Here is a 26931-nt window from a genome sequence, read left to right as displayed (position 1 = left end):
CTGATTTCTATGACACTTGCAAGTTATTATTATATATTTTTTGATTTTTTATGATGGCAAAAATTCTATGAATGATCTTATTTCTTACAGCATTTAAGACGCTCATTTTGTTTTTGCCTTCATTTACCTTTCGATGGTAATATTGTTTTAAATCAGAAGGCAATTGGATCGCCCTCATGGCTGCTAAATGCAGTATTTTCTTAATGCCTTTATCTGCATAGATAGAAACCGATGCCCTACCAAAAACAGAAGTTCCTGAACTTTTTGAAAATGGCGCCACTCCAGCATAACAGGCAAATTTACGAGGATTTGTGATCGATTTAAATGCATTTGTTTTAATCAACATATTCCACGATAAAATAGGACCTACTCCAGGAATAGCACGTATTAAATGGTATTGGTGCTTCAATACACTATTGTGCTCAATAACCTCAATTATTGATTTGTCGGTTTGTTTTATTTTTTCAGTTAGTAATTGAATAAGTTCAGCTCCGTGCTCTTCCAGTTGCGGCAAGTCAAGATCTGCAATCAGTAGGTTTTCTTTGTTTTTTGCTTTGAGTTGGGCTCTTTGCTTAATTAACAGGTTCCTATGGGATATAAGTGCTTTCAGCTTTTCTATTCCCGGTTCTGGTTTTTGATGTGGTTCGAGTTCTGTGTGGTTTTTTTCCAGGAATTTAGCAATACGGAAGGCATCTATAATATCATCTTTTCCTCTGGTGAGTCCAATACTTTTGTGTAAATGCAAAGGATTTACTTCGTAAAAAACGATATTTAAAGAGGTTAAGACTTCAATAATCTTACGGCCATATCGCCCCGTATTCTCAATACAGACTTTTAAACTTTGTGGCTTTGAGCCACTAAAAAAAACTTTTATAGCTTTTTTGTTGTTATCAATACGTTTGGCCAGTTTCTTCTCACCTTTTATAGAACAAATATCCAATGTGTTTTTACTGATATCAATACCTACAAAAGTCAATGAATTTTTCATAATTTTGGTTTTAGTTATGAATGGATTAAATTAAATAGGACTCAATTCCTTAATAATGGGCTTTTAATCCCGAATTTCTATTTGAGTTACTATTTAGGGAAAGAGTAGGTACTGAATCAGCATATAGCTCTTTTAACTGGAACTTGTTATAGTTAGCCTACTCTTTTTTAATCCTTAATTTACACAAATTTTACTCTTGCAAGTCTAAAGGAACTTGTTTCAGCTTCTAACATGTTTTTAATTATCAATACGCTAGATCCCCGATAAAGAATCGGGGCAGGCTTTGAAATAAATTCAAGATGACGGTTTAAAACCTTTTCAAACAGCTTCTTTAAAATAGATACTAAATAAATTATCCTTTTAGGTTTTCTTCAGTTTTATTGGGTAAAGTCTCAAAGCCCATATTGTAAAGTGTAAAGCCAAAAATATCGGCATATTCTTCAATAATCATACTGGTAGGCTTTCCGGCTCCGTGCCCGGCTTTGGTTTCAATTCTTATTAAAGTGGGGTTATTACCGGCTTGTTTTTCCTGCAATTCAGCAGCAAATTTAAACGAGTGCGCAGGTACCACACGGTCGTCATGATCTCCGGTAGTAATTAAAGTAGCAGGATATTCTGTTCCTTCTTCAACATTATGAATTGGTGAATAATTGTAGAGATACTCAAACATCTCTTTGCTATCTTGAGATGTTCCATAGTCATAAGCCCAACCCGCACCGGCGGTAAAGGTATGGTAACGTAACATGTCTAACACCCCAACGGCCGGCAGGGCTACTTGCATAAGATCTGGGCGTTGGGTCATGGTAGCTCCTACTAAAAGTCCACCGTTAGACCCTCCACGAATGGCCAGGTAATCGCTAGATGTATAGTTTTCTTCAATAAGGTATTCGGCAGCTGCAATAAAATCGTCAAAAACATTTTGTTTCTTCAATTTTATCCCGGCATCGTGCCATTCTTTACCATATTCGCCACCACCCCTAAGGTTTGGCACGGCATATACGCCGCCTTGTTCCATCCAAATCGCATTTGCGGTATTAAAAGAGGGCGTTAAACTTACATTAAAGCCTCCGTAGCCATAAAGTATTGTTGGGTTCTTACCGTTAAGCTCAAGGCCTTTTTTATGGGTGATGATCATAGGAACTTTTGTTCCGTCTTTTGAAGTATAAAATACCTGTTTGCTTTCGTAATCTTCGGGGTTGAATTTTATATTTGGTTTATTATAAATCTCAGAAGTCCCTTCTTCAATATTGTATTTGTAAATCGTACCCGGAGTTACATAATTGGTGAAAGAATAATACAATTCCTTATTTTCTTTTTTAGTTCCAAAGCCACCTGCAGAACCAACTCCCGGAAGTTCAACTTCGCGAACCAATTCGCCTTTATAATCATATTGTTTTACTTCTGAAACTGCGTCTACCATATATCTGGCAAAAAAATAGCCTCCACCGGTAGAAGGGCTTAATACATTTTTGGTTTCAGGAATAAAATCTTCCCAGTTTTCGGGACCGGGATTTGTAGCGTCTACGGTTACAACTTTACGATTAGGTGCTTCTAAATTAGTAACGATAAATAATTTACTTCCTTCATTTTCTATAACATAAGTATCAGAATCTTCGTGATCTAAAATGCTTACTAATTCTGAGTTTTCTTTAGAAAGATCTTTCATAAAAAGTTTTCCTCCTGAAGTAGAATTCCTGGCAGAGATAAATAAAAAGCGATCATCTTCTGAAACACTACCACTAACATAACGATGCTTTTGTGCTTCTGAATCTCCAAAAATTATTTGATCTTCATTCTGTGGGGTTCCCAATTTATGATAAAACAGCCTATGCTGATCTGTTTTTGCCGAAAGCTCGCTACCCTCGGGTTTCTCGTAGCTGGAATAGTAAAAACCTTCGTTGCCTTTCCAGGAAATCCCACTAAATTTTACATTTTGGATCGTGTCTTCTATACGTTCTTTATTTTCGGTATCTATTACAATCACTTTCCTCCAGTCGCTACCGCCTTCAGAAATGGCGTATGCTGCTTTGCTACCGTCTTTAGAGAAACTTAAACCGGCCAGGGAGGTGGTGCCGTCTTCGCTAAATTTATTAGGATCAAGAAAGGTTTCCGTTTCACCATCATCACCTTTTTTCCTATAAACCACATATTGGTTTTGAAGTCCGTCATTTTTATAAAAATAAGTATAATCACCTTCCTTAAAGGGAGCCCCTATTTTTTCGTAATTCCATATTTCAGAAAGACGTTCTTCGAGTTCTTTTTTATACGGAATACTGTTTAGATAATCAAAAGTAACCTCGTTTTGGGCTTTTACCCATTTTTCTGTTTCTTCGCTTCGGTCGTCTTCCAGCCAGCGGTAAGGGTCTTTTACTTCGGTCCCAAAATAATCGGTTACCGTATCTACTTTCTTGGTTTCTGGATAGTTCAAAGTAATTTCTTTTTCTGATTTAGAATCGTTGCACGAAGCCAGGACGGCAAGGGCAAAAATTCCGGAGAATGTTTTTTTCATAAATTATTATTAATGAGGATAATGCCAAATGTAATTAATTTTAGAATGTATTTTTATAAAGTTGATAAATTAATGATGGCCGTATTATTAATAATACGGCCATCATTAGTAGAATTAAAAGTTTAACTATTAGTGGTCATGGTCATGATCGTTACCATCACCATCATGATCCCCTTCTATATGAAGTTCAAGAAAGGCTTGCGACTCGTTCCCGGCAGCATCAGTTACAAATAAACCAAAATGGTAATGCCCTTCGCTAATATGCTCCCCATTAATTTCAGCAGGCACTGGAATATGATGATGAGCTTCAAAGCTTTTTTGTCCTGGTTCTATTTCAAAAACCTCACTGTAGCTCCACGGATTATCCTTATGCCCTTCCTGTTTTGCAATGGCGTGTGTATGCCCGTCAAAAGCATTGTGAATTTCCACCTTATAAGAAGCCAATTCTGTATTATCGGTTAAAAGTGCATCAAAATGAACTTCTCCTCCCGGGGCGATTTCTTCTCCGTCTACGGGATCTGAAATTACAATTTCCGGAGCTTCTGTGTCTATTACATTGTCATCGTCTTCACTACAAGAGGCCAGGAATAATGTTGCGGTAATACTAAATAAATAAACTAATTTGGTTTTCATTTTTTAATTTTTTTATATTTTTCTCTATATCGAGATTGAAATTTTATGTTTTTATTTTTTATACGGGAAATTACTTTTGAAAGGTGGCCCACGTAGCAGAAAGTTAAAATTAGGTTGCTGTACATAATTTTCCAGGCAGCAGTGTTTTATACGATTTCTTAGCGTTTCGTTTTTGTGCGATTTCTTTAACTTTTCTTCGCTTAAGATTAAAGGAGAGAATCCATTTAGATGGTAGTTGCAAGTATGATATTCAAACTCATTTGACTTCGTAAAAACAAGCTTGCTATTATCGTAGGAGTGATGCTTTACTACAAAATAATGCATAGCACTTACTCCCTGCGGAAATAAAAACACGGCAAGTAAAAAGATGCTGATATGTTTTTTAAGCTTTTGCATTATTTGATGGGTATCTTCACCATTAACTGGATGTTTCTACCCATTTCAGGGATTTCCAGGGCCCGGTAAAAATTGGTATGGTTAAAATATTTAGTATTAAAAACATTGCTAGCCTGAAGGTTTATGGCCGCTTTAAAGTTTGCTATTTGGATATTAGTTCTTAATCCACCACCAAAAACCTGATAACCGGGAGTTATTTCTTCATTTTGCGCAACCCTTTCCTGTTGAAAGGCAAAACTGCTATTGGCAAAAATTTCGGTATTTTTAAATGTTTTAGACTTATGGGAAAAATCGTAACCTATTTCAAGAAAACCATTTACGGGCGGGGTAAAAGGTAAAGGGAAGTTGCGGGATTTGTCACTGGTTACCTGTCGGTTATATAAATATTCAAAAGTGAATTGGGTATGCCACTTTTCTGCAAAAACTGTATAAAAATCTAACTCTACCCCGGTTAATAGTGCTTCACTTTGAGTGAATTGGTAAACTTGCCCGGCGTGTGGTAAAATTGAAAATCGTCCGCTGGGATTTAGAAAAATGTAATTTTCAAAATAATACAAATAAGGGCTTAGGGAAGCCTTTAAATCGTTTTTACGGTAATTCAATTTTGTATCTAAAACATAGCCTTTTTCAGGGTCTAAATTTGAATCGCCCCGCTCGTGCCTAAAAGAACCGTGGTGAATACCATTGGCGCCCAGCTCTATGGCCGTAGGTAGCCTAAAACTGGTACCGGTGTTTACAGAAAAATCCCAATTTTTGTGGAAATTAAATAGCGCCCCGGCCATTACATTTACGTTGCTGAAGTTCCTGGTTGTTTGTTCGCTACGGGTGGCATAATCTGTAGCGGTGGTTGTGGTGCTTCCATTTCCAATTAAATATTCATATAAATTGCTATCGTAAAAGCTTTCAATTTTAATCTTGCTAAGATCCAGTCTTGCACCTGCATTCAAATTGATGTTTTTTGAAACCTGGTAAGAATGTGTGGCATAAATTCCCTGGTTAACGCGAGCGTATTCCGGGAGTAAAAAATTGTAACCACTAATAGTATTATCCTGAAGCTGGGTTTGAACCCCAATAGAAGTAGTATGATTTTCAATAAAATCTTTAGTAAATTTCACCTGGGCGTCATAAGTGTTAAGGTCAAAATTGAGCTCTAAATCTGGATTAACTGCAGGGGCTAGCTGTCCGGTATAATGTGTGTGGAACCGGCTCCACTCCTGCCGGTGGTTATTTTGGAAACCTAAGATAGCTTCTAGCTTGAAGTTGTGAAAGAACCATTCATTTTTATTGATAAGCTTTAGATGGTTAACCCGTTGAAACGGATACTCGATATTTCTTTGGTCCCCATCGTCCTGTACCCTGTTTGTAGAAGGAATACCATGAGCCCCAGGAAAAAAACCAGATTTAAAATAAACATTGCTAATGCTAAGGCTTCCTTTGTAATGCTCTCCCAAATAACCTACCTGTCCATATAAATTAACCTCTTTTCCTGCGGTGTTTTTTAGCCTATTATTAAAAATAGGGACATTTCGGTTTAAGTATACAATAGTATCTGTAGGTACCGAATAATCTCCAAATTCACTTCCGGTGGCTTTAATTTTATAAAAAAACCGCTTATTTCTTAAGGCCAAATTGGTTGAAGCGGTCAGAGTATTGTTCACGCTTTTGGTAAGTCCAATTACTTCGCCTGAAAGCCCTTCCCCGGGCACTCTATCATTAATTATTTTTATAACTCCGCCAATGGCGTCGCTACCGTGTTCTATAGCACCAACACCTTTTATAATTTCAATATCTTCTACAGAGAATGCGTCTATTTCCAGCCCATGGTCGGCACCCCATTGCTGGCCTTCCTGTTTAATACCGTTTTCGGTGACCGCTACACGGTTAAACCCAAGTCCGCGAATTATAGGTTTAGATGCACCTGCACCAATTTCAGAAGCATTCACGCCGGGTAAGCGTTCCAGGCTAGTAGCCAGTGAGCCAGAAAATTGTTCCTGGAGGTACTTTTTGTTAACTTTTTCGATATTTTCAGAAGACCTTCTGCGCGCATGGCTATTTATAAAAACTTCTTCTAAAGCGGCAGCATCTTCTTTTAGTTTAAAATTAACCACAGTATCTTCAGCCAGTGAGATTAGTGTATCTAAAGTTCTAAAACCAATATATGAAACGTTGATACGATGCTCACCTTCCTTTAAAGCACCAATGCGGTAACTGCCATTTTCCCCGGCTAAGACAAACCGGTTATTTATATGAATATGAGCTCCTAAAAGAGCTTCATCCTGTTCATTTACAACCCTTCCCTCTAATTTTAATTGTTGGGAAAAAGTAATTGTAGGAAAAATGGTAAAAAGCAATAAAACAAATTGTAATTGTTTCATAGAGAAAAATACTGTGATTAATAAAAAGAGAATACAGTAAAATCAACTTTTAAAAAGTTAGATTTTATGCTTAAAAATTATTTAGCTAATCACAGCTGGAGGAGCCCTAAGGGAAAATAATCGGTTAGGAAAAAGGTTAACTGTTTCTGCTAAAGAGATAGCGTAAACCGTTTCTTTTTGGGGAGTATATATTTCGTAAGTAAATATTGAGGGGGCATCAATATTGGAAATGTGGAAATCACATACATCACAATCTATAGATGCCTGGGTAAACTCTATACTTATTGCTGAATTGCTTTCAGAGCTTACTTCATGATGAAACGCGTGCAGGGCAGGCAGAAGGCTTGCTGCTAATATCACTATACCTAAAATAGTGCTTATATGTACGCTAATTTGTTTCATTGGTCGCAAAAGTAGAAAACCGGCCCATAATTACAAGCCGGTTTCTTTCTTTTAACAAAATTAGTCGAAATTTACACCAATTTATTTTCAACCAGGTATTCGGCAATTTGTATAGTGTTGGTAGCGGCGCCTTTTCTAAGGTTATCGGCTACTATCCACATATTTAAACTTTTGGGTTGCGAGTAATCCCGACGAATCCTACCTACAAAAACATCGTCTTTGCCTTCAGCATAAATGGGCATTGGGTAAGTATTGGTGTCTGGATTGTCCTGTACACTTACTCCCGGGAATTCACTTAATATTTTTCTTACTTCGGCTTCCTCAAAGTCGTTTTCAAATTCAATATTCACAGATTCTGAATGCCCGCCAACCACAGGAATTCTAATCGCGGTTGCACTTACCAATACCGATTCGTCTCCCAAAATCTTTTTGGTTTCTTTGGTAAGCTTCATCTCTTCTTTGGTATAGCCGTTTTCCTGGAAAACATCACAATGTGGCAAAGCATTCTTATGAATAGGGTAGGGGTAGGCCATTTCCCCTTTTTCATTTTTATATTCGTTTTCCAATTGTTCTACAGCTTTTACGCCGGTACCGGTTATAGACTGGTAAGTAGAGACAATAACTCGCTTAATTTTAAAAGCGTCGTGCAATGGTTTTAATGCCATTAATAACTGGATAGTAGAACAGTTAGGGTTGGCAATAATCTTGTCTTCTTTTGTTAATTCTGAAGCGTTAATTTCGGGAATTACCAGTTTTTTGGTTTCATCCATTCTCCAGGCCGAAGAATTATCTACTACCGTTGTTCCGTTTTCGGCAAATTTTGGAGCCCACTCTAAAGAAGTTTCACCCCCGGCAGAAAATAAGGCGATATCTGGTTTAATATCTACCGCAGTTTGAAGACCAATAACTTCATAGTCTTTTCCTTTAAAATTGATCTTTTTTCCTACAGATCTTTCAGAAGCTACCAGGTATAATTCAGTAATTGGAAATTCCCTTTCGGCTAATACTTTTAGCATAATTTCGCCAACCATTCCGGTGGCACCTACCACTGCAATTCTCATAATTATATTTTTTTGTCATTTCCGCAATTCGACAAAGTCTAGCATAAACTTTGGCGGAAATCTTCTTTGTTTAATATATGTTCTTAAAACAAGCCGCAAATTTATTATCCTTGGCTTAACTTACATAGTTTCAGTCCTTAAAATTGAAAAGAATTATTGTTTTTAAACTAATTTGTGATTTTAGTTAAAAAAAGACCCCGCAGTTTCCTGTGGGGTTTAGTTAAATTACGACATTTTTAATATGAGCAGTATAGCGGTACTCGTATCTTAAGTTCTACTGTTTTGTTTTTTTAACTCATCTCTAATTTGAGTAAGTAAATCTTCCTGGGTGGGACCTTTTGGTTCTACTAACTTTGGAGCCTCTTTTTCTTTTTTGGTCTTTTCGTAGGCACGCAGTACTAAAAATATAAAAAAGGCAACAATTAAAAAGTGAATGATCGTATCTATTAAATTTCCATAGGTAATTACAGCGGCTTCAGCTTCTTTTGCTGCTTCAAGGCTGTTGTAAGAAGCGCCGTCTAAAGAGATAAACTTCTGTGAAAAATCGGTTCCACCTGTTATTAAACCTATTATAGGCATAATAACATCGGCCACAACAGAAGCGACAATTTTATTAAAAGCAGCACCTATCACTACTGCAGTTGCAAGAGCTATAATATCGCCCTTGAGAATAAATTTCTTAAAATCTTTAAAAAAACTCATGCTAAATTTTGGTTAGATTAGTAGAAAACCAAATTACACAATAATTGAATATAAAAGGAATTAAATTAATTAGTCGATAATTAAGCGCTTTACTCGTTGTGAGATACCGGTAATAAGTTCATAGGTAACAGTGCCTCCTTTTACTGCTAAATCACTAGCCTGCTGTGGGCCACCAAAAATAATTACTTCATCACCTTCATTACAGTCAATACCTGTAATATCTACCATAATACTGTCCATACATACAGTACCTACAATAGGAGCGTACTGTTCGTTTATAAAAACTCCAGCTTTTTTATGGCCATAAATACGTTTTATGCCGTCTGCATGGCCTACGGGCAGGGTAGCAGTTTTTCCAGTTTTCTCTGCTTTAAAAGCTCGCCCATAACCTACCGTATCGCCTTTTTCTAAATATTGAATCTGAGAAATAATAGTTTTAAAAGTGGCAACAGGTTTAAGTTTTTTGTTGAGGTTTTCATCGTTGGCAAAGCCATAAAGTCCCAGGCCGCTTCTTACCATAGAAAAAGCAGCAGAAGGATAGTTGAAAATCGCTGAGGTATTACAAAGGTGCAATAAGGGTTCGTAGCCAATATCCTGTATAAGTTTGCCTGCCAGTTCTTTGAATTTATAAATTTGAGAAAGGGTGAATTCCCTTTCTTTCCAGTTTTCGCTGGCTGCTAAATGAGTAAATGCCGAAACTACTTTAACAGATTGTGTGCGCCTTAAACTTTCGGTAATATGGTGGTAGTTAGCCTCGGTAAAACCAAGCCTATTCATACCCGTGTTAAACTTTATATGTACCGGATAGTTGTGTTGCTTTTGTTTTTCAGCTAATTCTATAAAAAGCTGAAGTGTTCTGGCGCTATATAAATTAGGCTCCAGGCAGTGTTCAATAATTTGCGGATAATTTACAGGTTGCGGATTTAATATTAAAATAGGTGAAGTAATTCCTGCTTTTCTAAGCCGAACTCCCTCTTCTGTATAGGCAACCGCAAAATAATCGGTACCTAAACTCTCCAATTTTAGGGCTATGGTATCAGCATCATGACCATAGGCAAAAGCCTTAATAACCGACATAAATTTAACACCCGGTTTTAGCTGGGATTTTATCGTTTTAAAATTATGAGCTAAGGCGTTAAGGTCTATTTCCAGAACGGTTTCTTCGGCTTTAGGCATTTTTATTCTTTAATTTAGCTTGTAATTCTTCGGCATCTTTCACATCAAACTTATTCACTCTTTCTTTAAGCATAGCCTTATAATAAGCAGCACGGCTTAAAGGTTCGTACTCTTCATTCTCCCCAAGAAAAACCAAATCGTCATTAATTGCTTTTCTGTAACTAAATTGAGCCAGGTTTCCGGTATGGGTACAAACGGCATGTACTTTGGTAACATATTCTGCCGTGGCCATAAGATAGGGCATAGGGCCAAAGGGGTTTCCTTTAAAATCCATATCCAATCCTGCTACAATTACCCGAATTCCCCTATTGGCAAGATCGTTACAAACCGTTACAATCTCATCGTCAAAAAACTGGGCTTCATCTATACCTATCACGTCGCAGCCATCGGCCAGAATCCTAATGTTGGAAGCCGAAGGCACGGGAGTAGACCTAATTTCATTAGAATCGTGAGAGACCACCATTTCCTCGTCGTAACGGGTGTCTATGGCAGGTTTAAAGATCTCTACGGTTTGTTTGGCAAACTGGGCCCTTTTTAAACGGCGAATCAGTTCTTCGGTCTTGCCCGAGAACATACTACCGCAAATAACCTCAATCCATCCAAATTGCTCTTCGTGATTTACTGTATTTTCGAGAAACATTTTGTAATTTTCAAATCGAAATGGGAACTTGCCCTTTTTGATAAAGTTGGAACAAATTTATTAAAAATACAAGCTGTTAGCGGCTCGTAATTACTAAAGTTATTAAAGTGGGCTATACGAGCCCGATTAAAGCCGGGGAGCTAAGTATTGCAAAGAGAAATCAATAATCCCGAATAAAGGTAAAAGTTAAGGACTGCTGGGGGAGTTTAATGAGTAAGGCACTTTTTTTGCAGCTATATTAGCTGTTGGTTGGTGCGTAAATACTCCTGGGAGGCTTGGAACTCGTAAGTTTTCCTATTTAAAACTTTATAGGTTTCTCCTAGGTGATTTTATGGATATTTGAGTTATTGTAGATAAAATTGGGTTTATAAATATTGCTAAAAAGATGAAAAACAGACTTAAAAAAAGCTTAGTAGAGCTTGCCGAAGAAATAATTTCGGAAAAGGAAAAGTTAGATACCAAAGCCCTTAAATTAAAGGCAGCGAGCTTATATGAGCAGCTTTCTATATTGAATTTTATGGAACAAAACCTCGAGGCACTTGAAACTCCTGAGGAAGTTCCGAGCCCTAAAATAGAGAAGAAGCCCGAGCAGAAAGAACCAATGCAGTATCAAAGGGACGATTATGCGCCAGATGGAACAGAATACCGAAAGGATGCCGATGCCATTACCGAACCTAATACAGAAAAAATAAAAGATATAGTTGCGCAAATGCCTGCGGAATCTGAGCGTGTAGATGAACTTATAGAACAGGCAAACCCTAAACCACAGGCCCCTCCGGCACAACAATCTCTTCAAATGGATATAGAAGAGCAATCAAAACCTAAACCCCAGGCACCTAAAAACGATTTTAGAAATATTGGGGTAGATTATGATAACCTTCCAGATTTTACTCCTTTAAATAACAAACAAAAAGACCAAAGGCCTAAATCGGTAAACGACAGGTTGAAAAAAGGAATTAATATTGGCCTTAACGAACGTCTGGCATTTATAAAAAATCTTTTTGATGGAAATACTTCAGATTACAACCGGGTAATTTCCCAATTAAATACCTTTAGCTCTCTAGAGGAAGCTCAAAAATTCATCCAATTGGTAGTGAAGCCAGATTATAACCACTGGGAGGGAAAAGAAGATTATGAAGAGCGGTTTTTGGCCAAAATTGAGAATAAGTTCAGTAATTAAAACTGTTTTAATGGCAAAATTGTTCCTGGTGCCCACTCCAATAGGAAATTTAGACGATATGACTTTTAGGGCTGTAAAAGTGCTAAAGGAGGTTGATACCATACTTGCGGAAGACACCCGAAATAGTGGTAAACTTCTAAAGCATTTTGATATTGGTACGCCTATGCAAAGTCACCATATGCATAACGAGCATAAAACCGTAAATCATATTGTTGACCGGATTAAGAGTGGAGAAGACATAGCATTAATTAGCGATGCCGGTACGCCCGCTATTTCAGACCCGGGATTTTTATTAACACGGGCCTGTGTGGAAGCAGGTATAGAGGTAGATTGTTTACCCGGGGCAACAGCTTTTGTCCCGGCGCTTGTAAACAGCGGTTTCCCTAACGATAAATTTATTTTTGAAGGATTTTTACCGGTAAAAAAGGGCCGGCAAACCCGTTTAAATTTACTGGCAGAAGAAACCCGTACCATGATTTTTTATGAGTCACCCCATAAATTACTAAAAACACTAAAGCATTTTTCAGAATATTTTGGCCAGGACAGGCCGGTTTCGGTTTCAAGGGAAATTACCAAACTGCACGAAGAAACCATTCGCGGTACAGCAACCGAGGTGCTTGAACATTATACAAATAAACCTCCTAAAGGTGAAATTGTTATTGTGGTAAAGGGGAAATCTTAATGCAACAACTGCTAAAAGAAGCCCGGAATTGTAAATTTTGTGAAAAGCATTTACCGCTTGGGGCAAAGCCTATCGTAAATGCCACTAAAAATTCTAAAATCGTTTTAATTAGTCAGGCGCCGGGTAGAATAGTGCATCAAACCGGGGTTGCCTGGAATGATCAAAGCGGAAAAAAGCTTCGGGAATGGTTGGGGGTAAACGAAAATACTTTTTACCAGCCTAATAACTTTGCCATTCTGCCTATGGGCTTTTGTTATCCCGGAAAAGCTAAAACCGGAGATGCACCACCCCGAAAGGAATGTGCACCTATGTGGCACAATACTATACTTTCAGAATTAAAAAATATAGAGCTTACAATTCTTATTGGAGCCTATGCAGCAAATTATTACCTACCCGGCGAATTAAACCTTACCCAAAAAGTAAAGGCTTATCGGGATTTTTTGCCCAATTATTGGTGTTTACCACATCCTTCGCCGGTAAACCGGTTTTGGCGCACTAAAAACCCCTGGTTTGAGGAAGAAGTAGTCCCTAAATTACAAAACAGGATCCGGGATATTATTGCTTAGAGTAATCTTGTTACCAGGATTTAAATTTTCTGTAAATCAACAAAATCAAACTTTTTCCCGCTAAACAAGCCTTTATCTGAAAGTTTTAGATCGGGAATTACCAAAAGAGCCATAAAGGAAAGCGTCATAAAAGGAGCTTTTAGAGTACTGCCCAATTCTTTGGCCATTTTATCTATTTCCTGGTATAATTTGCCGGTTTCCCAGCCATCTTTATCGCTAATAATTCCGGCAATTGGTAGCGGTAGAACTTTTTGATCATTTTCATTCACGCTACAAATTCCGCCTTTATTTTCAATGATGAGGTTTACCGCATTGCAAATCTCTTCGTCTGAAGTTCCCAGCGCGATAATATTATGCGAATCGTGCGCAACCGAGCTGGCGATGGCTCCTTTTTTCAACCCGAAATTCTTTATAAACGCTACCGCGGGAGCTTTGTCTTCATACCGGTTAACCACCGTTATCTTTAAAATATCCTGTTCAATATCTGAAATTAGTTCCCCGTTCTTTTCTAAAACTTTCTGCTGAATTTCATTAGTAATAAGTTCTCCATCCAGGGCTTCGATTACTTTTATAATATCTCCAGCGGCTTTTATTTTAAAATCTTCCGGGTTTTTAGAGGAAGTATTAAAATTATTCGGCTTTTCAAAGGCAGAAGATTTGATGTGAGAGTTACCGTTTTCAGCAACTAACTTACCGTTGATATAAGTTTGTAAAACTTCAAAGCTGGTTAGGTCATTTACCACAATAAAATCGGCCGAATCGCCTATTCTTAGTTGTCCAACTTCCAAATTATAATGATTCACCGGATTAATACAGGCAACTTTCAGTACCTTAAAAACATCAATTCCTTTGGCAACTGCTCTTGCACAAAGCTGGTTAATATGCCCTAAAATAAGGTCGTCTGGATGTTTATCATCAGAGCAAAACATCATATTTTTATAATGTTCGGGAAGCAAACTTATAAGCGCTTCAAAATTTTTGGCGGCACTACCTTCACGAATAATCACTTTCATGCCTAGGCCAAGCTTTTCGGCTGCTTCTTCTGCGGTATAGCATTCATGATCTGTAGAGATACCCGCTTCAGCATATTTTTTGGCATCGTCGCCGCGCAAACCGGGCGCATGCCCATCAACGGGTTTTTGAAAATGTTTGGCCCAGGCAATTTTCTTAAGTACTTCTTCATCTTTAAAAATTACGCCGGGATAATTCATCATTTCGGCAAGATATTTTATTTCAGGTAAGGCCAATAAATCTTTAATAGCTTCAGAATCAATAATCGCTCCCGAAGTTTCAAAACTGGTTGCCGGCACACAGGAAGGCGCACCAAAATTAAATTTCAACGGACTCTCCTTTCCGTTTTCAATCATAAACCTAACGCCTTCTTTCCCTAAAACATTGGCAATTTCATGCGGGTCGGAAACTGTGGCTACCGTACCGTGAATTACAGCCAGACGGGCAAACTCTGTAGGGACCAACATAGAACTTTCAATATGAATATGTGCATCTATAAATCCGGGAAGTAAAAAGCTTTTTACATTGTGTTGCTTTTCTTCAATCTTTTTGATTTTCCCGTTTTCGATGCTGATTTCTGCAGGGAAAATCTTTCTGTTTTGAATATCTACGTACTGTCCCTGTATAATTTTGGTCATATTTTATCTATAAATCCTGAAGTGTGAAAGTAGGGATTATTATTAAGTACTGAAATTTTTTGGAAGTCGGTTTTAGTGAAAACCCTCTTATTTTGATTGAAATACAATACGTATTTTTGGGAAAAAATTACAATGCGCTGGACTATAAAACCTAAACCCGATCCCTTATTAGTTGAAAGATTAGCCGAAGAATTGGGGGTAGAAACACCCGTGGCAACATTGTTGGTTCAGCGGGGCATTTGTAGTTTTGAGGCCGCCAAAAAGTTCTTTAGGCCCAGCCTGAAAGACCTGCACGATCCATACCTGATGAAAGACATGAATTTGGCGGTAGACCGAATTCAGCAGGCCATCGCTTCCGGAGAAAATATTATGGTGTATGGCGATTATGATGTAGATGGGACTACCAGTGTAGCCCTCATGGCTTCTTATTTAAAAACCCTTACCGCAAATATCGCCACCTATATTCCCGATAGATATACCGAAGGTTACGGGGTTTCCTACTGCGGCATTGATTTTGCAGCCGATAATGATATCTCCCTAATTATCGCGCTTGATTGTGGAATTAAAGCTATAGATAAAGTAGCTTATGCGGCCGAAAAAGGAATAGATTTTATTATTTGTGATCACCACCGGCCGGGAGAACATATTCCCGAAGCTGTGGCAGTTTTGGATCCCAAAAGGGAAGATTGTGAATACCCCTATAAAGAACTTTGTGGTTGTGGGGTTGGTTTTAAATTAATTCAGGCCCTAAATACTAAAAGAGGGGGAGCTCCTGAGGTTTTATTGCCTTATCTAGACCTGGTTGCTACAGCCATTGGTGCCGATATTGTGCCCATCACCGGAGAAAACCGAATTCTGGCTTATCATGGGCTGAATGTAATTAATGTAGCCCCAAGAATGGGTTTTAAAGCAATTTTAGCTCAGGTTAAAAAGGATAAACTCACGATAACCGATGTGGTGTTTATTATTGCGCCTCGTATAAATGCCGCCGGAAGAATGAAACATGGCTTGCATGCGGTAAATTTACTTACCGAAGAAGATGAGGCTACTGCTATGAATTTTGCCGCAGAGATAGAGAGTTTTAATGCGGAAAGAAAGGATACCGATAAAGCAATAACCGTGGAAGCACTTGCCCAGATTGAGGACTTAAAAGAGCAGGAACGATATAGTACCGTGGTGTACCATGAATCCTGGCATAAAGGGGTAATTGGGATAGTAGCATCGCGTTTAACCGAAACCTATTATCGTCCTACCCTGGTTTTTACCAAAAGTGGGGAAAAGCTGGCTGCTTCAGCGCGTTCGGTGAAGGGATTTGATGTGTATAATGCCCTGGAAGCCTGTAAAGAGCATATAGAACAATTTGGCGGGCATAAATATGCAGCGGGACTCACTTTGGAAGCTTCGGAATATGAAAATTTTAAGACAAAATTCGAGTCGGTGGTTTCTGAGACGATAGATAGGCGACTGCTAACTCCTGAAATTGCTGTAGATGCCGAAATTGACCTGGATGAGATTACCCCGAAATTCTTTAGAATTTTAAAGCAATTTGCTCCTTTTGGCCCGGGTAATATGAGTCCTGTTTTTATGACCCAAAACCTTAGTGATACCGGTTATGGCAAATGTGTGGGTGCCGATGAAGCACATTTAAAATGCCGGGTAAAACAAAGGGGTAAAGAACCCGTTTTTGATATGATTGGTTTTGGGCTGGGAGAGAAATTCGAGACAATTTCAGAAAAGAAAATTTTTAAGGCGGTGTATTCTTTAGATGAAAATGAATGGAACGGGAAGGTTTCCATTCAGTTGAAATTAAAGGATATCAGTGAATAAATTACTTCTATTTAGATTCATTTTAAATAAAAACTTTATATTTGACTAAGCTTCCTGGAAATAAGGTAAGTGGTTAGGAAATGATAGTTGAACTTTGAGCTTGGTTTCAAAGTTTTTTAATCTCGATTATCGAGAAAAATATTTTAAAATGGAAGATGTAGCTTTAATTTATCATAACAAATTGGGGATTTCCTTTAGGTGGAAAAATAACTTACCAAACGCCGATCCCGCACGGGTACAGATGGTTTTTAAAGATATGGGCTTTTATTTATTACCCGAAGAAATTAAGCACTTCTCCAGCAATATACAGGCAGCTAAATATTATAATTGCGGTAATTGTAGTAGAGAAAAATCCTGTAGGAATATTCTTTTGAGATCTCCACTTGAAAAAATGGATTTTGCGGTAAGTGCCATAGAGCTGGAACAAATTTCAGATTTAATAGAGGGAACTTTATTTAAGTTAAACCTGGAAGATTATTTAAACGGCTGTGGGAAGAATTAGTTATTTCAATTTTTTCAGCTCAGTCTCTTTCCCATCAAAAACCGCGTAGGTATAAAAATCTATCCAATCGCCAGTGTTGATATAGGTAGATTTTCCGTTTAAATCTATTTCCAGGGGTAAATGCCGGTGACCAAACAGAAAGTAATCGTAATGTTTTTCTTCTAATTTTCTACGGCAATATTGAATAAGCCATTCTTTTTCTTCTCCTAAAAACTCCTGCTCTTCCTTTCCCGAAATTGCCTTATTTTTTACCGAAAAATATTGTGCCAGCGGAATGCCTAAATCGGGATGTAACCATCGATAAAGCCATTTTGAAAACGGATTGGTAAATACCTTTTTCATACGCTTATAGCCGTGGTCCCCAGGCCCCAAACCGTCCCCATGGCCCACAAGAAAAGTTTTATCGTTAAATGTGAATTCCTGCGGCTTATGAAATACAGGGATATTTAATTCTTTTTCAAAATAATCGTGCATCCATAAGTCGTGATTGCCTACAAAGAAGTATACGGGAATACCACTGTCTTTAATTTCGGCCAGTTTTCCTAAAACCCTCACAAAACCTTTAGGCACAGCGTGTTTATACTCAAACCAAAAATCGAATAAATCTCCGAGTAAAAATATGGCAGCAGCGTCTTCTTTAATTTCATCCAGCCATTTTACAAACCTTATTTCCCTTGGTTTGCTTTCTTCCTGGGTAGGTGCACCCAGGTGATTGTCACTGGAGAAATAAACTTTTTTGCCTTCGGGGATATTCATTTATGATAATTCTAAGCTGTAAATATAAATATTTTAGGAAATGAGTTTATAGGTTTGGAAAACCTGAGATTTTAACCCTTCCGTCTTAATCTTCTCTCGAAGATTAATCCACCTTCCCTCAAAAGGGAAGGAGTTTCTTTGGTTACTCCCCCTTTGGGGGCTGGGGGGCCTGATCGCTTGCATACCATTCAGCAAAACTGGATTCGGTTTCCTGTAGTTTTAGGGAATGTAGTTTTATATGCTCGGGTAAATACTTTTGAATCTTTTCAGCAAAATCCACTACCATATTTTCGCTGGTAGGCTGGTAATTTACCAGGATTACGTGATGCCCTCTATTTTTTAATTCCTCGGCAAGCTCTACGTGGGGGGTGTTTTTATTGAAAACCGTTGCGTGGTCAAACTGATCTACAATTTCAGATTTTACAATTTTTTTTAAGTCCCCAAAATCTATCACCATACCAAACTTTACATTGTCTTTATCGGTAATTGGCTCCCCAATCACACAAACACTAAGTTTATAACTATGGCCGTGAACATTTCGGCATTTTCCATCATAACCATACAGGGCGTGGCCGGTTTCAAAAGAGAACTGTTTGGTAATTCTAATCTTGCTCATTCTGCGTTATTTTTGGCAAAGTTAAGGGTTTTTTAGCGTTATATTTTTTTCCTAAACAATTAAGTTTCTGTTGTATATTTGTAGGCTTTTTTTATAAAAAATGAAAACTAAAACTGATTTAGAACTGTTTGAACAACTGGATTTTAAAGAAAATCCTTTCTACGAAAACATTATTACCAATTTAGTTGAAAACCACTATAGCATTGTAGATAATTTCTTTAATGCTGAAGAGGTTGCGATGCTTCGAAAGGCATTAAAATTAAAATTTGACGAATCCCAATTTAAAAAGGCTGCAATTGGTAATAGAACCAACGAAATTGTGGCGAAGTCTATTCGGGGAGATTTTATTCTATGGCTCAATGAAGCCGAAGCAGGGGAAGCTGAAAGTTTGTTTTTTAATAAAATTAATTCATTAATAGCCTATTTAAACAAAACCTGCTTTTTGGGGATTTTAACCAAGGAATTTCATTATGCGCTTTATCCCGAAGGTACTTTTTACCAGCGGCATTTAGATACCTTTCAAAATGATGGAAGGAGAAAACTTTCTTTGGTATGTTATTTAAACGAAGAAGATTGGAAACCTGAAAACGGTGGGGAATTGGTAATTTATTCCGAAGAAAATGGGGAGGAGGTAGCCAAAGCTATTTATCCAATGCCGGGTAGGGTGGTGATTTTTGAAAGTCAGTTAATGGAACACGAGGTAAAACCGGTAAAAACTGCCAGGTTGAGTATAACCGGTTGGTTAAAAACCCGATAATCGAGAATAAATTCTCCCAAATTATTTTCTAAACTAAACTACCTCTGGGAAAGCCCAAGGGGCATTAGTTGAAACTATTTTTTAATTTCGAAGCAAGCCTTGGGGTATTAAACCCCTTGGCGGTGCTAATAAAGCTTTATTTAATCACTGGTAAGAAATTGGCCACAAGAGGTTAATTCTTGAATTTCTTATAAAGCACTACAACAATTAAAACAAGTGCTAAAATTAGCCAAAATCCCATTCCGCTTAAAAAGCTTAAAAATTCCCAGGTATCTTCTCCCATTAGTTCATACGTTTTTTCTGTTGCCTTTTCCTCCAATTATAACGTGCATAGAAGAAAACGGCAAGAATAAGTAAAATACCCAGCAAATACAGCCAGTTGCCAATAATAAACTCCCAAATGGTAAAACCCCATTCCTGTTCGCTGTTGGGGTCCCTATCTTTTGGTAAATGTTCCTGTAGTAAACTCATAAGCTTGTTTTCAAAGTGGAATTTACGTTTTTCCGGCCGGCAAATATGTTATAAGGATGCTAATTTAGAACTATAATTACCTGGACTATCTACTTTTTATATTTGGCCAAAGCCTTTTTTGTAAAATCTGAAAGCACTAATTCTCCCGATATTGCTGCTCTTTCCGGAAGTAATTGCTCCCAGTGATCTGTATTTTTCCAAAGCATTTGCTTCATCTCATATAAGGCTTCGGGGTTATAAGATGCCAGCTTTTCGGTAAAAATGGCTATTTCTTTATCTAAATCTTTTAGGTTTTCAAAAACACGGGCGTAGAGACCTTTATCTTTTGCCCAATAGGCGTTTTTCCATTCGTGGGCAGCCAGGCTTAGTTCACCCAATGCACCCACACCAATTTTGCGTTCTACGGCCGGGGCAATTACAAAGGGGCCAATACCTATGCTAATTTCTGAAAGCTTTATTGCGGCAGCATCAGTAGCCATAGCATAGTCACAGGCAGCAACCAGGCCTACGCCACCGCCAACTGTTTTTCCCTGAATGCGGCCTACGATAAGTTTCTTACATTTCCGCATAGCGTTTAAAACTTTGGCAAAGCCCGAAAAGAACAATTTTCCTGCCTGCATAGTTTCAATTGCTACCAGCTCATCAAAAGAAGCACCGGCGCAAAAGGCTTTTTCGCCCTCAGATTTTAATAAAATAACTTTTACGCTCTGGTCTTCCGATAGTTTGTAAAACTCTTTCTCCAGTCGTTCTAATAAGTCTGAAGGGAAAGAATTACTGGCCGGATGACCAAATTCTAAATGAGCAATCCCATTTTCTATATGTGTGTATAAACTTCCGTTTTCTCGTGTGGTTGCCATAAATTCATTTTTCAGTTAGCTGAATACTCAAATTTAGAAAGATTAATTTTGAAAAATACTGTTTTGGTTTAATTGTTTTTACCTGCTCACTGTTACTGCCAACTGGCCACTGAGAATCATACTTCTTTTTGCAAATACTTCCTTCGGAATTTAATTACCAAACCGGCGCTGCGAATAAGCATCCAAACAAAAAATGCGATCCATATACCATAGAGTTGTAGTCCAAAATAATCTGAAATTAACAGGGTAGGGGTAAAGCCCAAAAACGTGGCCACAAGCAATAGGTTTCGCAGGTATTTTGCTTCGCCCAAACCTTTAAAAATCCCATCGAACATAAAGGCAATGGCGTTTACCGGTTGCATTAATAACACGATCCAGAATACCGAAGAGAAAATGGTCAATACCGCTGTGTCTTTATTAAAAACCAGGCCAATTTCATTGTATAGGAGTCCGCAAACAGCCATAAGGATAAAGGCTATCAAAACCGCGTATTTGCTAATTTTCTTACTGAGTTCCCATAAATTTTTATAATCTCTGGCACCCAGTAATTTTCCGCCAATCGCGTTTCCGGCATTGGCATAGCCATCTATAAAAAAGCTAAAAAACAACCAGATATTCATTAAAATACTTTGTGCTGCGATATAATTTTTCCCATAATCTGTTGCATAGGCATTTGCCAGGTATATTGCGAAATTTAAAGCGGCTGTTCTTACAAAGAGGTTGGCAGCCATAAGCAAAAGGCCTTTTAGCCTGGGGTTTATATTCAGACTTAGTTTTAAGTGGAAAGGTGTCTTTTTAAAGAAAAACCAGAGTGCCATTACCAGCATGGTCCCCTGCGCAGCAAGACTGGCATAAGCAGCGCCTTTTAAATGCATGGGAGGTATAAGGCCGTCTATACCATAAACCAAAAGAAAGTCCAGGCCAACATTAACAGCCGCGCCTACAAGGCTGCACTTCATTGCCCAAAGCGTATTTTGAAGTCCGCGAAATACTCCAAAAATGGCAAAAGTTACTAAGGTTAACGGGTACCCTAAAGCTCGAATTTGATAATAGTCTTCAGAATATTGCAAGATAAGGCCTTCGGCATTATAGGCACTAAAGATTGCTTCGGCAAAAAAAGCGGTGGTGGCATAAATCACCAGGCTAAACGCAAGATTGAAATAAACGGCCTGAGGAATAAGTGTTTTTACTGCGTGAAGCCGGTTTGCACCTAAATGTTGTGAAACAATAGCAGAAATCGCGGTTTTGGTTTGCGCTACAATCCAGATAATAGCCGAAAGAAATGAACCCACAATTCCCGCTGCAGCAAGAGCTTCAACCGAGTTTTTTTCTACATTTCCAATAACCGCAATATCTGTGAGTGAGATAAGCGGCTCGGCAATCCCGGCAATGATGGCCGGGATGGCAATTTGATTGATATTTTTAAAACTAACGGAAGATTCCAAAAAAACAATTCTTTATAAGAAGCAAATATAGAATGCTTTCTTGTAAAGCCTCATTTTACAATTGATTTCTTAAGGGTTTTTATCGGTTTTTTCTATGTGATTTGATAGTGTTTTTTCATAACAGTGAAAAGGATATTCATTTTTATGCGGAAAATAAACGTCCCCAAGTTTTATATACCCCCGGGTTTCATAAAATTTCTGGTTGCGTTTGTTCTTGCTAAATGTATCTAAACGTATGGAATCAAAGTTCCTGTTTTTAGCAAATTCCTCGGCAAAATCCATCATTTTCCTGGCGTAAGCTTTTCCCCAATAAGCCGGATGCGTAGCGAGCCTATGCACATAAAGGTTGTTGCCGGTCTCGGTAAGCCAATCAATATTCTGGTAAACCTTATCCATTTTTGGGGTGAGCACAACAATGGAAATAATAACTTTTTCTTCCTCAAAAACATATAATTCCTTATTCTGAATATCGGTTTGAAGTTTTTCACGGGAAGGATAATGTTTGTTCCACTGAAATATATTTTGCTCCTGAAGCGCTTTGGCACAGGCTTCGGTTAAGCTTTTTATTTCGGAGAGGTCGGTTATGCCTGCTTTTCTAATCATTTCTTAATTATAATAATAAATAAAAGTTCTTTGCTGAAATTTATAGAAAATTATTACATTTGCTTTCCAATTGGGGGATTAGCTCAGCTGGCTAGAGCGTTTGGCTGGCAGCCAAAAGGTCATCGGTTCGACTCCGATATTCTCCACAAAACCACCGTTTTTCGCGGTGGTTTTTTTATTTCTGAACTTTTATTTTAAAAATATTGAGAGTTTGTTGAATCTTCCCGATTTTGCATCATGAAAACCTAAACTCAGCATAAAAAAGGAGGTTGACTTAGAAGGGCTCATGGCGTCAAGCTGGTCTTCTTTAAGCTTTTAACTTGTTTAGCTTTTCAAAATCTTAGATTCTGAACTAAATTCAGAATGACGATTTATAAAAAAACGATCTTAAAAATTAACTCAAGACCGTTTTTGGTGAAAACATACTTTAGAAAAGCCTAAGAGTCGGCTTCATCATTATCTATATATTCATCTTTTAAGTCCTGGACGCTAGCAGCTAAAAACTCTGATGTCCTGTTTAAAACATGCTGAAACTCCTTTGATAATTCATCTTTATTCCACGGATGGGAAATACCAAAAACGTGATCGGCATTTTCAACTAACAACAATTTTGAAATCGCACTCCATTCAAATAAATTCCCGGCATCTGCAATAGAAACCGTGGTGTCGTTACTACCGTGTGCAATAAAATGAGGAATGTCTAATTTCTTAGCCGATTTTTTAATGTTTAGCCGCTCCCTATTTTCCCTAAAATTTTTGTAAAACTGATAATGATGGGGTAATTGCTGCCCTGTACGAGTGTTTGTTATGTACTGTACACCTTTTTTCTCCCAGGCCTCCAGCTCTTTTTCTTTTGGAAAACGTGAGGCAAAGTCACTTACAGCGGCAAAAGTAATAAGTTTATTAATTCTTTCTTCTTCGGCAGCTTTTATAACCGCAATTCCACCGCCCCTTGAATGCCCAATTAGATTGATGCTCTTTACGTCTATTTGTTGTGCTTCCTGAAAATCTGGTGTTAAAACCCAGTCTATAACACTTTGTAAATCGTCTAGCTCTTTAATATAGTTGTTATCTCCAAAAGCCTCTATATTTAAAAATTCGGTGGGATTATCGGGCGAAGTGCCATTGTGGGAGAAATTAAATTTGACAAAGAAATAACCTTTTTCGGCATAAAATTCTCCCATTTTATTCCAGGCTCCCCAATCTTTAAAACCTTTGTAGCCGTGGCAAAAAATAACGATTGGTTTTGGTTTTTTATCGTCCTTAAAAATCAGGTCAATTAAGATCGGCTTATTATGTTTTCCATCAATCTGCAGATTGGTTCTTTTTGTAATTTCCATAGACATTTATATTTCTTTTTCCTTGAAAGGAACCTGTGGATCACAAATTTCTGTAATTAATTTTTTTAATTCCATTTCAAATGCATCCAGTGTTTCTTTATTTATAGCAGTTTCTTTATTTTTTGTTCTCGGCTTATCTTTTTTTGTGAATTTCAGGAACCCACTTTTTAAATTTTTAAACGAAATTATCCCTGCTTCAACTGGAAAATCCAGCGAATTTTGGTCATGTATCATTTTGCTGTATGCCAGTACCTGAAAACTCTTGCTGTATTTATCATAATCTGAAGTGAGATCTTCCCAATCTACAATTTCAATTTTATCCTGGGTTACCTTTCCCGTTTTATAGTCAATAATTCTGGTAATACCGTTAGTATTTTCTACTCTATCTACTTTTCCGCGCATAAATATCGGAAAATCAAGCTTCCCTATCTTAATTTCAGATCTTAAGTTTTCCTCAATTTTTAAGATCTTAATTTCTTCATTTTTAAGTCGTTCCAGTTCCTGGTTTAAAAAATTACGAAGATAGCGTTTGGCCACTTCAAAAATCAGTAGGTTTTTTCCCTGGTTAAGCGGCCCGTTTAAATAAGATTTTTTAAACTGAAGCGCGATTTCTTTCTCAATTTTTGCTTTAAAAGCTTCAATGTCTTGTGCCGTAAGAAACTTATTCTCGAGGGGCTTGTAGAAGTTCTCTAAACTATCGTGTACCACAGTTCCCAGGGTGTTGTAGGCTACCGTTTCCTCTACTTCCTGGCTGTCTCGAACGCCAAGCACGTACTGTCGGTAAAAATCCAGGGGGTTTCTAATATATGAGCTTAGGGCTGAAGGTGAGAAACCGTAAGCAGCAAGCGATTTTATTTTCTCAATAATTTCGGGCGTTTTTTTAATCTCGCGAAGTTCATTTTTAATAGCCGGTACTTTAGGGCTTACCGTGGTGTGTTTAAGCTGGTGTGCCGGCTGTTTTTCAATTTCCAATTGTGTGAGAAACCTGCTCTTTTCGCCCGAGTTTAAACCGTCGGTTTCTGTGTTGTAAAGCAAATGTATGTTTTCTGCCCGCTGTAAAAGCCGGTAGAAATGGTATGTATAAACAGCATCTTTTTCTTTGTATGTTGGAAGTTTATAAGTTTGTTTTAAATCGAATGGAATAAAAGAACTCCCCGATTTTCCCGAGGGCAAAACCCCTTCGTTAACCGAACAAACTATTATATTTTTAAAATCTAACGCACGTGATTCCAGCATTCCCATAAGTTGTAGGCCTTTAAAGGGTCTTCCCTGAAAATCCAAATTTTGAGTGCTTATTGTTTCTTTATAAAATTGATAAAGTGAGCTAATACTTTTTAAATGCGGATAGGCTTTATTTAAATTTTCCAATTTGTTAAATAACACGTGAAAGTGATATAAAAATTCCAGGGCAAGCTTATGTCCGCTACTCTTTAAATGACTTTTAATCTGGTTTATCATCTCCTGAAAAGCTTCCAGAGCTTTGGAAGGCGAATTCTCCCAGTTTGTAAAACAAGCTTTTACTACAGACTGTGCGGTACCTGAAAAAGCATTTATAATTTCTTTAGAAGATAAGTTTACTGTATTTTCTGACTGAATTTTTTCTATAAAATTCCGGTTTTGTTGTTTTAGTATTTCGTTTAAGGCGGGATGATTGATTACCGAAATAACATCTTTATAATAATAGGTTGAAGCTGTATGTTGATGAATTTGAAATAACTTATCAAAAAGGGAAGCAATGGGTGCGTTCTTAAGCGGGAACCCCATGGTAATATTCAAATCTTTTACATTTGGGGGCAAACTGTTTAGCACTGGAAGTAGAAGGTCCTCCTGACCCAAAACCACGGCGGTTTCCTGTAGGGTTTCTTCGTCTAATTCTGCCAGTAATTCTCCCAAATATTTAGCCTGGCCAACATTTTTAGGAATTCCGGTAATTTGGATTTTTTTTGGTTTGTGATATTCACTTACCTGCAGCTTTGCCTTCCTTTTTTTGTAAACCGGCCAATCTTTCAAATACTGATTTATAAAAAGGGACGCATCATGTTGCCGATCTTTAACAAAAACCTCGTCGAGGTCCCAATAGATTTCGGCTATATCTTTTTCAAGTAAATGCTGAACAATTTGTTGTTCTGCTGTATTTAGTGCGTTAAAGCCAATGAAAACGTGTTTAGTGGGATGATTTTGAGCATAATCAATTATTTTTTCTGAAGCCAACCGGTAAATTAGTCCCTGGTAGGCGTTATTTTGGGAAAGTAACTCCTTTTTTAGTCCATCGTAATAAGTGGGCAAACTTTTCCAGAAGGCCAGGTAATTATTTATGAGCTCTGTTTTGGGCTCCTGAATAGACCAGTGTTTTAAGTCCTGAATGTCTGTCAGGTAATTAAAGAAGCTCTTATGGTCTATTAAGTAGCGATCAATTTCATTAAAATCGTGGATTAGGCTTTGGGCCCAGGCGGTAAAGGTTTCAAAATCTTCCTGTGCCTCTTCGGGAGTAACTGATTTATAAACCTTGTAAAACTCAAATAAGGTTATTGTATTATCTACTGTTTTTGCTTCCGAAATAATTTCGGTAAACTCTTCAATACTATAAACTTTGGGCGCAAAAATATGATGCATGCCTAATGCCGAAAGTTCTTTAAGTAAAAAGCTTCCCGCTCGTTTGCTGGGAAGTATAAAAGTTGTTTCTGAAATATTTTCTTCGGAAGAGATAAGTTCTTTAAGAACTTTTGAAATAAAAGATACCATAGCATAAAAATAAAAAACGCCCCGGAATCCGGGACGTTTTTGTAACATAAATATCC

25 protein-coding genes and 1 tRNA gene are annotated in these 26931 nt (G+C 37.7%); 7 read left to right on the top strand and 19 right to left on the bottom strand.

Annotated elements, in window-relative coordinates; translation table 11 throughout:
• Nucleotides 1-7: 7 nt before the first annotated feature.
• The 10 genes from I6U49_RS11975 to I6U49_RS11930 form a co-directional block, all read right to left on the bottom strand.
• Nucleotides 8-988 (bottom strand): IS110 family RNA-guided transposase, encoded by a 981-nt coding sequence (locus tag I6U49_RS11975; RefSeq protein WP_198627550.1) that lies wholly within the window; start codon nucleotides 986-988, stop codon nucleotides 8-10.
• A 352-nt stretch (nucleotides 989-1340) separates the two neighbouring features.
• Complete coding sequence (locus I6U49_RS11970) at nucleotides 1341-3497, bottom strand: prolyl oligopeptidase family serine peptidase (protein WP_198628886.1); 2157 nt, start codon at nucleotides 3495-3497, stop codon at nucleotides 1341-1343.
• A 129-nt stretch (nucleotides 3498-3626) separates the two neighbouring features.
• Complete coding sequence (locus I6U49_RS11965) at nucleotides 3627-4130, bottom strand: DUF4625 domain-containing protein (RefSeq protein ID WP_198628884.1); 504 nt, start codon at nucleotides 4128-4130, stop codon at nucleotides 3627-3629.
• 51 nt (nucleotides 4131-4181) lie between these two features.
• Nucleotides 4182-4526, bottom strand: a complete 345-nt coding sequence (locus I6U49_RS11960) for a hypothetical protein (RefSeq protein ID WP_198628882.1) — start codon at nucleotides 4524-4526, stop codon at nucleotides 4182-4184.
• The gene (locus tag I6U49_RS11955) at nucleotides 4526-6901 is read right to left on the bottom strand and encodes a TonB-dependent receptor (protein ID WP_198628879.1); all 2376 of its coding nucleotides are present in this window, start codon (nucleotides 6899-6901) and stop codon (nucleotides 4526-4528) included. The genes I6U49_RS11960 and I6U49_RS11955 overlap by 1 nt, the downstream gene beginning before the upstream one ends.
• An 81-nt stretch (nucleotides 6902-6982) precedes the next feature.
• Nucleotides 6983-7303, bottom strand: coding sequence for a hypothetical protein (locus I6U49_RS11950; protein WP_193711893.1), 321 nt, complete (start codon nucleotides 7301-7303; stop codon nucleotides 6983-6985).
• A gap of 71 nt (nucleotides 7304-7374) precedes the next feature.
• Nucleotides 7375-8364, bottom strand: coding sequence for an aspartate-semialdehyde dehydrogenase (locus I6U49_RS11945; RefSeq protein WP_193711894.1), 990 nt, complete (start codon nucleotides 8362-8364; stop codon nucleotides 7375-7377).
• Nucleotides 8365-8631: 267 nt separating this feature from the next.
• A complete protein-coding gene (mscL, locus tag I6U49_RS11940; RefSeq protein WP_193711895.1) occupies nucleotides 8632-9066 on the bottom strand; it encodes a large-conductance mechanosensitive channel protein MscL in 435 nt (144 codons plus the stop codon).
• A 69-nt stretch (nucleotides 9067-9135) separates the two neighbouring features.
• The gene (gene alr, locus I6U49_RS11935; RefSeq protein WP_198628877.1) at nucleotides 9136-10242 is read right to left on the bottom strand and encodes an alanine racemase; all 1107 of its coding nucleotides are present in this window, start codon (nucleotides 10240-10242) and stop codon (nucleotides 9136-9138) included.
• A complete protein-coding gene (locus I6U49_RS11930) occupies nucleotides 10235-10882 on the bottom strand; it encodes a thymidine kinase (RefSeq protein WP_193711897.1) in 648 nt (215 codons plus the stop codon). Before I6U49_RS11930 ends, alr begins: the two co-directional genes overlap by 8 nt.
• Nucleotides 10883-11267: 385 nt before the next feature.
• Here I6U49_RS11930 and I6U49_RS11925 point away from each other — a divergent pair, with 385 nt between their 5' ends.
• The 3 genes from I6U49_RS11925 to I6U49_RS11915 are packed head-to-tail and all read left to right on the top strand — an operon-like array spanning nucleotide 11268 to nucleotide 13310.
• A complete protein-coding gene (locus I6U49_RS11925; RefSeq protein ID WP_198628875.1) occupies nucleotides 11268-12062 on the top strand; it encodes a hypothetical protein in 795 nt (264 codons plus the stop codon).
• A gap of 10 nt (nucleotides 12063-12072) precedes the next feature.
• The gene (gene rsmI, locus I6U49_RS11920) at nucleotides 12073-12744 is read left to right on the top strand and encodes a 16S rRNA (cytidine(1402)-2'-O)-methyltransferase (protein ID WP_198628873.1); all 672 of its coding nucleotides are present in this window, start codon (nucleotides 12073-12075) and stop codon (nucleotides 12742-12744) included.
• Entirely contained in the window at nucleotides 12744-13310 is a 567-nt protein-coding gene (locus I6U49_RS11915) for a uracil-DNA glycosylase family protein (RefSeq protein WP_198628871.1), read from the top strand. Before rsmI ends, I6U49_RS11915 begins: the two co-directional genes overlap by 1 nt.
• Nucleotides 13311-13330: 20 nt before the next feature.
• Here I6U49_RS11915 and ade read toward each other — a convergent pair whose 3' ends face one another.
• Nucleotides 13331-14959, bottom strand: a complete 1629-nt coding sequence (ade, locus tag I6U49_RS11910) for an adenine deaminase (RefSeq protein ID WP_198628869.1) — start codon at nucleotides 14957-14959, stop codon at nucleotides 13331-13333.
• 132 nt (nucleotides 14960-15091) lie between these two features.
• On the opposite strand from ade, the gene recJ reads away from it, so the two are divergent.
• Both recJ and I6U49_RS11900 read left to right on the top strand, forming a co-directional pair.
• Entirely contained in the window at nucleotides 15092-16786 is a 1695-nt protein-coding gene (gene recJ, locus I6U49_RS11905) for a single-stranded-DNA-specific exonuclease RecJ (RefSeq protein WP_198628896.1), read from the top strand.
• Nucleotides 16787-16934: 148 nt separating this feature from the next.
• Nucleotides 16935-17288 (top strand): hypothetical protein, encoded by a 354-nt coding sequence (locus tag I6U49_RS11900; RefSeq protein ID WP_198628868.1) that lies wholly within the window; start codon nucleotides 16935-16937, stop codon nucleotides 17286-17288.
• Here I6U49_RS11900 and I6U49_RS11895 read toward each other — a convergent pair whose 3' ends face one another.
• Nucleotides 17289-18044: a UDP-2,3-diacylglucosamine diphosphatase gene (locus tag I6U49_RS11895; RefSeq protein ID WP_198628866.1), complete on the bottom strand. Its 756-nt coding sequence runs from the start codon at nucleotides 18042-18044 to the stop codon at nucleotides 17289-17291.
• 142 nt (nucleotides 18045-18186) lie between these two features.
• A complete protein-coding gene (locus I6U49_RS11890) occupies nucleotides 18187-18660 on the bottom strand; it encodes a 6-pyruvoyl trahydropterin synthase family protein (RefSeq protein ID WP_193711905.1) in 474 nt (157 codons plus the stop codon).
• Between the two features lie 100 nt (nucleotides 18661-18760).
• Between I6U49_RS11890 and I6U49_RS11885 the strand changes: the two genes are divergently transcribed.
• Nucleotides 18761-19417: a 2OG-Fe(II) oxygenase gene (locus tag I6U49_RS11885; RefSeq protein WP_198628864.1), complete on the top strand. Its 657-nt coding sequence runs from the start codon at nucleotides 18761-18763 to the stop codon at nucleotides 19415-19417.
• Between the two features lie 282 nt (nucleotides 19418-19699).
• Here the strand turns inward: I6U49_RS11885 and I6U49_RS11880 are convergent, their stop codons facing one another.
• The 4 genes from I6U49_RS11880 to I6U49_RS11865 form a co-directional block, all read right to left on the bottom strand.
• Nucleotides 19700-19888, bottom strand: a complete 189-nt coding sequence (locus I6U49_RS11880) for a hypothetical protein (RefSeq protein WP_193711907.1) — start codon at nucleotides 19886-19888, stop codon at nucleotides 19700-19702.
• An 89-nt stretch (nucleotides 19889-19977) separates the two neighbouring features.
• Complete coding sequence (locus I6U49_RS11875) at nucleotides 19978-20745, bottom strand: enoyl-CoA hydratase/isomerase family protein (protein WP_198628862.1); 768 nt, start codon at nucleotides 20743-20745, stop codon at nucleotides 19978-19980.
• Between the two features lie 116 nt (nucleotides 20746-20861).
• Nucleotides 20862-22190, bottom strand: a complete 1329-nt coding sequence (locus tag I6U49_RS11870) for an MATE family efflux transporter (RefSeq protein ID WP_198628860.1) — start codon at nucleotides 22188-22190, stop codon at nucleotides 20862-20864.
• A gap of 69 nt (nucleotides 22191-22259) precedes the next feature.
• On the bottom strand, nucleotides 22260-22793 hold the full coding sequence (locus I6U49_RS11865) for a GNAT family N-acetyltransferase (RefSeq protein ID WP_198628858.1): 534 nt from the start codon (nucleotides 22791-22793) through the stop codon (nucleotides 22260-22262).
• A 72-nt stretch (nucleotides 22794-22865) separates the two neighbouring features.
• On the opposite strand from I6U49_RS11865, the gene I6U49_RS11860 reads away from it, so the two are divergent.
• Nucleotides 22866-22939, top strand: a tRNA-Ala gene (locus I6U49_RS11860).
• Between the two features lie 291 nt (nucleotides 22940-23230).
• Here I6U49_RS11860 and I6U49_RS11855 read toward each other — a convergent pair.
• Complete coding sequence (locus I6U49_RS11855; protein ID WP_193711911.1) at nucleotides 23231-24133, bottom strand: alpha/beta hydrolase family protein; 903 nt, start codon at nucleotides 24131-24133, stop codon at nucleotides 23231-23233.
• A gap of 6 nt (nucleotides 24134-24139) precedes the next feature.
• Nucleotides 24140-26923 (bottom strand): PD-(D/E)XK nuclease family protein, encoded by a 2784-nt coding sequence (locus I6U49_RS11850; protein WP_232804705.1) that lies wholly within the window; start codon nucleotides 26921-26923, stop codon nucleotides 24140-24142.
• Nucleotides 26924-26931: the final 8 nt, after the last annotated feature.

The organism is Salegentibacter maritimus (assembly GCF_016236915.1).
GTDB classification, from domain to species: Bacteria; Bacteroidota; Bacteroidia; order Flavobacteriales; family Flavobacteriaceae; genus Salegentibacter; species Salegentibacter maritimus.
The sequence above is the reverse complement of the archived record's forward strand: the minus strand, read 5'-3'. Positions and strand labels throughout refer to the sequence as shown.

Bases quoted from the DNA above. Each gene is read 5' to 3' on its own strand.
- I6U49_RS11975 (WP_198627550.1), bottom strand. From the start codon at position 988: ATGAAAAATTCATTGACTTTTGTAGGTATTGATATCAGTAAAAACACA.
- I6U49_RS11970 (WP_198628886.1), bottom strand. From the start codon at position 3,497: ATGAAAAAAACATTCTCCGGAATTTTTGCCCTTGCCGTCCTGGCTTCG.
- I6U49_RS11965 (WP_198628884.1), bottom strand. From the start codon at position 4,130: ATGAAAACCAAATTAGTTTATTTATTTAGTATTACCGCAACATTATTC.
- I6U49_RS11960 (WP_198628882.1), bottom strand. From the start codon at position 4,526: ATGCAAAAGCTTAAAAAACATATCAGCATCTTTTTACTTGCCGTGTTT.
- I6U49_RS11955 (WP_198628879.1), bottom strand. From the start codon at position 6,901: ATGAAACAATTACAATTTGTTTTATTGCTTTTTACCATTTTTCCTACA.
- I6U49_RS11950 (WP_193711893.1), bottom strand. From the start codon at position 7,303: ATGAAACAAATTAGCGTACATATAAGCACTATTTTAGGTATAGTGATA.
- I6U49_RS11945 (WP_193711894.1), bottom strand. From the start codon at position 8,364: ATGAGAATTGCAGTGGTAGGTGCCACCGGAATGGTTGGCGAAATTATG.
- mscL (WP_193711895.1), bottom strand. From the start codon at position 9,066: ATGAGTTTTTTTAAAGATTTTAAGAAATTTATTCTCAAGGGCGATATT.
- alr (WP_198628877.1), bottom strand. From the start codon at position 10,242: ATGCCTAAAGCCGAAGAAACCGTTCTGGAAATAGACCTTAACGCCTTA.
- I6U49_RS11930 (WP_193711897.1), bottom strand. From the start codon at position 10,882: ATGTTTCTCGAAAATACAGTAAATCACGAAGAGCAATTTGGATGGATT.
- I6U49_RS11925 (WP_198628875.1), top strand. From the start codon at position 11,268: ATGAAAAACAGACTTAAAAAAAGCTTAGTAGAGCTTGCCGAAGAAATA.
- rsmI (WP_198628873.1), top strand. From the start codon at position 12,073: ATGGCAAAATTGTTCCTGGTGCCCACTCCAATAGGAAATTTAGACGAT.
- I6U49_RS11915 (WP_198628871.1), top strand. From the start codon at position 12,744: ATGCAACAACTGCTAAAAGAAGCCCGGAATTGTAAATTTTGTGAAAAG.
- ade (WP_198628869.1), bottom strand. From the start codon at position 14,959: ATGACCAAAATTATACAGGGACAGTACGTAGATATTCAAAACAGAAAG.
- recJ (WP_198628896.1), top strand. From the start codon at position 15,092: ATGCGCTGGACTATAAAACCTAAACCCGATCCCTTATTAGTTGAAAGA.
- I6U49_RS11900 (WP_198628868.1), top strand. From the start codon at position 16,935: ATGGAAGATGTAGCTTTAATTTATCATAACAAATTGGGGATTTCCTTT.
- I6U49_RS11895 (WP_198628866.1), bottom strand. From the start codon at position 18,044: ATGAATATCCCCGAAGGCAAAAAAGTTTATTTCTCCAGTGACAATCAC.
- I6U49_RS11890 (WP_193711905.1), bottom strand. From the start codon at position 18,660: ATGAGCAAGATTAGAATTACCAAACAGTTCTCTTTTGAAACCGGCCAC.
- I6U49_RS11885 (WP_198628864.1), top strand. From the start codon at position 18,761: ATGAAAACTAAAACTGATTTAGAACTGTTTGAACAACTGGATTTTAAA.
- I6U49_RS11880 (WP_193711907.1), bottom strand. From the start codon at position 19,888: ATGAGTTTACTACAGGAACATTTACCAAAAGATAGGGACCCCAACAGC.
- I6U49_RS11875 (WP_198628862.1), bottom strand. From the start codon at position 20,745: ATGGCAACCACACGAGAAAACGGAAGTTTATACACACATATAGAAAAT.
- I6U49_RS11865 (WP_198628858.1), bottom strand. From the start codon at position 22,793: ATGATTAGAAAAGCAGGCATAACCGACCTCTCCGAAATAAAAAGCTTA.
- I6U49_RS11855 (WP_193711911.1), bottom strand. From the start codon at position 24,133: ATGGAAATTACAAAAAGAACCAATCTGCAGATTGATGGAAAACATAAT.
- I6U49_RS11850 (WP_232804705.1), bottom strand. From the start codon at position 26,923: ATGTTACAAAAACGTCCCGGATTCCGGGGCGTTTTTTATTTTTATGCT.